General features: G+C 38.4%; 3 protein-coding genes and 1 pseudogene. All 4 read left to right on the top strand.

The features are described from left to right. The coding region (locus FDW94_RS01380) for a glycosyltransferase family 4 protein (protein WP_137377014.1) at nucleotides 1–401 on the top strand (401 nt) is incomplete at its 5' end. After that, complete coding sequence (locus tag FDW94_RS01375; protein ID WP_137377013.1) at nucleotides 398–1,417, top strand: glycosyltransferase; 1,020 nt, start codon at nucleotides 398–400, stop codon at nucleotides 1,415–1,417. The genes FDW94_RS01380 and FDW94_RS01375, both read left to right, overlap by 4 nt. Further along, the gene (cpsB, locus tag FDW94_RS01370) at nucleotides 1,399–2,835 is read left to right on the top strand and encodes a mannose-1-phosphate guanyltransferase (RefSeq protein ID WP_137377012.1); all 1,437 of its coding nucleotides are present in this window, start codon (nucleotides 1,399–1,401) and stop codon (nucleotides 2,833–2,835) included. Before FDW94_RS01375 ends, cpsB begins: the two co-directional genes overlap by 19 nt. Nucleotides 2,836–2,889: 54 nt before the next feature. Then, nucleotides 2,890–3,139: pseudogene (locus FDW94_RS01365) on the top strand (phosphomannomutase CpsG); the annotation flags it as partial.

Below are 3,139 nucleotides of genomic sequence, written 5' to 3'. Positions count from 1 at the left end.
ATAAACTTCACATTATTGGGGCTCAACCTTGTAAAAAAATTCAAAATCTTGATTCACATGAAGGAATTATAATTCATGGTTATGTTGATGATTTAAATTCATTATTGGTTAGTATGGATTTAGCTGTTTTCCCTATTTTTGACGGTTCAGGATTACAGAATAAAGTACTTGAAGCATTTTCTTTGCAATTACCAGTAATTACGACAGATATTGTTTTGGATTCACTGCCAAAATTAAGAAAACATGCGATGTCAGCAAATGATAAAGATGAATTTATAAAGTGTATCCAATTATTTGACTCGAATGAAAATATTATGGATTTTCAGGATGGTAATGCTTTGCAAGTATTAAGAGAGCATTACGATTGGGGTGTTGTAAATAATGTTATAGGATCAGTATGAAAAAAGTATTACTTTTTAATTTTTATAAAGGGATATTATACCGAGGGATTCCAATTTATTCTTCAAACTTAGCGTTTGCGTTACAACAAAAAGGTTGTATAGTTAAGGAATGGAGTTGCCCAACATACTTCAGTAAACTACCTCGGATTATTATTGATCTGATCTTCATTTTTAGCGAGCAAGTAATAATACCAATAATATTCTTGTTTGGTCAATATGATAAAGTAATATATCCGTATAACTCTTGCTCTGTTTTGTCCGTATTTACTAATAAAAGTCTCTTAATAATACATGATTTCATTCCAAATAAAAAAAACAAGAAAAAAATTAGCCTATCTGGTCTGTATATTGTAATAACACAGCGCATACATGCATTATTCCGAAGAGATGTTGCCTTTGTTTCTGCTACAACAAAAAGAATCGGAATGAATGTTGTTTGGCTAAAAAATTGTAGATTGTATCTTTTCCCAAATTCATTTTATTCTCTAGAGAAGCGATTGCTTGAAGCAGATTTTCAGAACAATAGTAACTATGGATATATCACGCTAATATCTGGTAATGGTGAGAATAAAGAATTCACTAAGGCTATAGACCTTTGGAAGTCCTGCGACGCGTGTAAATCACAGCAGTTAGAAGTTATCGGTTTGGGAGGGCATATAGAATGGGCTCAAGACATAGTTAAAACATTTGAACTTGAAAATGTGAAAATTTTGCCAGTTCTTTCTGATGATGAACTTATTTTTAAAATAAAAAACTCTTTACTGATATGGGCTCATTCTACACATGAAGGATTTGGCAGGCCTGTTATTGAAGGGCGAATATGTGGAAAGAATGTCTTGGCGTCAAATATTTCCGCATTCAGGGAGCATAAGGACGATTATGTATTTTTATACAATGAGCATTCCTTTTGTGAGAAGTATCGTTTATCCCTTTTATCAAACGATGCGAAAGTATATAAGATTAAATATCACATTATTTTAGAGGAGCAAATAGAGAAATGGTTGCTGATAAACTAATACCTATTATTATGGCTGGGGGTAGTGGTACTCGATTGTGGCCATTATCAAGAGAGCTTTATCCAAAGCAATTTCTTTGTTTGCAAAACAAATTATCAATGTTACAAGCGACAATAGCACGATTAGATGGTATTGATCATGTTGATCCGGTTATCATTTGCAATGAAAGACATCGTTTTATCGCGGCTGAACAATTGCTTCAGATGAATCAATTAACCAATAATATCATGTTGGAACCATTCGGACGCAATACAGCTCCCGCTGTAGCATTGGCAGCGTTAATGGCTAAAGATAATTATCCCAAAGATGATCCATTACTGCTTGTTTTAGCTGCGGATCATGTTTTTACAAACGAAAATGAATTTCGTAATACTGTAAATAATGCAATACCTTTCGCAAATGAGGGGAAACTTGTTACTTTTGGTGTATTGCCGACTAAACCTGAAACTGGTTATGGTTATATTAGAAGTGGTAATAAGATAGAACTTGGTGATGGTAACATAGCGTTTGAGGTTGAGCAGTTTGTAGAAAAACCAAATTTGGAGACTGCTCAGGCATATGTTGCTAGTGATGACTACTATTGGAATAGTGGGATGTTTTTATTCAAGGCTGGACGTTATTTAGAAGAATTAAAAAAATACCGCCCAGATATAATGGCTGCTTGTGAAAAAGCAGCAGCAGACCTAAATTTTGATCTTAATTTTATTCGGATTAATGAAGACGCATTTTTCTCCTGTCCGGAAGAATCTATAGATTATGCAGTAATGGAGCATACATCTGATGCTGTTGTCATGCCAATGGACGCTGGCTGGAGCGATGTAGGGTCATGGTCTTCGCTGTGGGATATTAGCAATCGTACTGTTGAAGGAAATTTTTACCACGGAGATGTCATTAACCATAAAACTGAGAATAGCTACGTCTATGCTGAGTCAAGCTTAGTGACCACTGTTGGGGTGAAAGATCTTATAGTAGTACAAACCAAAGACGCAGTGTTGGTTGCTAACCGCGACGCGGTACAAGACGTAAAAAAGATTGTCGAGCTTATCAAAGCTGGTGGGCGTCATGAGCATCAGAATCATCGGGAAGTTTATCGTCCGTGGGGCAAGTACGACTCTATTGATGCCGGAGACCGTTACCAGGTGAAGCGGATTACCGTTAAACCCGGTGAGGGATTGTCCGTGCAGATGCATCATCACCGGGCTGAACACTGGGTTGTGGTGGCTGGTACCGCGAAGGTGACAATCAATGACGACATCAAACTGCTCGCTGAAAACGAGTCTGTCTATATTCCGCTGGGGGCGACCCATTGTCTGGAGAATCCGGGGAAAATCCCGCTCGATCTGATTGAAGTAAGGTCTGGAGCTTATCTCGAAGAGGACGATGTTGTGCGCTTCTATGATCGCTATGGACGTAAATGATCGTTATTCAAAATTGCTAGTAGATGAAGAAAGCTAAAATATAAGTGGGAACATATGGCAAAACTAACCTGTTTCAAAGCCTACGATATTCGCGGCAGGCTGGGCGAAGAGCTGAATGAAGATATTGCGTGGCGTATTGGCCGCGCTTACGGCGAGTTCCTGAAGCCGAAAACGATTGTCCTCGGCGGTGACGTGCGCCTGACCAGCGAAACGCTAAAGCTGGCGCTGGCGAAAGGACTGCAGGATGCAGGCGTGGATGTGCTGGATATTGGCATGTCGGGCACCGAAGAGATTTACTTCGCCA

The organism is Citrobacter sp. wls757, assembly GCF_005280935.1.
GTDB lineage: Bacteria > Pseudomonadota > Gammaproteobacteria > Enterobacterales > Enterobacteriaceae > Citrobacter > Citrobacter portucalensis.
This window is presented reverse-complemented; position numbering and strand designations above follow the sequence as displayed.

Coding starts and splice junctions, on each gene's coding strand:
- FDW94_RS01375 (WP_137377013.1), top strand. CDS start 398: ATGAAAAAAGTATTACTTTTTAATTTTTATAAAGGGATATTATACCGA.
- cpsB (WP_137377012.1), top strand. CDS start 1,399: ATGGTTGCTGATAAACTAATACCTATTATTATGGCTGGGGGTAGTGGT.